Below are 404 nucleotides of genomic sequence, written 5' to 3'. Positions count from 1 at the left end.
GGCCAGGTGGTGGGCGGCGTGCGCGGCGCCACCGACAGCGTGGCGACCGCCTCGCAGGAGATCGCCGCCGGCAACCAGGACCTGAGCATCCGCACCGAGCAGACCGCCAGCAGCCTGGAGCAGACCGCCTCCTCCATGGAGCACCTGACCGGCACCGTCGCCCAGAACGCCGACGCCGCGCGCCAGGCGCGCCAACTCGCGGGCTCGGCCTCCGAGGCCGCCTCGCGCGGCGGCGAGGTCATGGGCGAGGTGGTCAGCACCATGCAGGCCATCACCGAGGCCTCGCGCCGCATCACCGACATCATCGGCGTGATCGACAGCATCGCCTTCCAGACCAACCTGCTGGCGCTCAATGCCGCGGTGGAGGCCGCGCGCGCCGGCGAGCAGGGCCGCGGCTTCGCCGT

General features: G+C 74.0%; 1 protein-coding gene. It reads left to right on the top strand.

The genetic code is table 11. The features are described from left to right. A partial coding sequence (locus tag JHD63_RS22930) for a methyl-accepting chemotaxis protein (RefSeq protein WP_233168556.1) occupies positions 1–404 on the top strand: 404 nt, incomplete at both ends.

Origin of the sequence: Xylophilus sp. ASV27 (assembly GCF_016428875.1) — a bacterium.
Lineage (GTDB): Bacteria > Pseudomonadota > Gammaproteobacteria > Burkholderiales > Burkholderiaceae_C > Xylophilus.
This window is presented reverse-complemented; position numbering and strand designations above follow the sequence as displayed.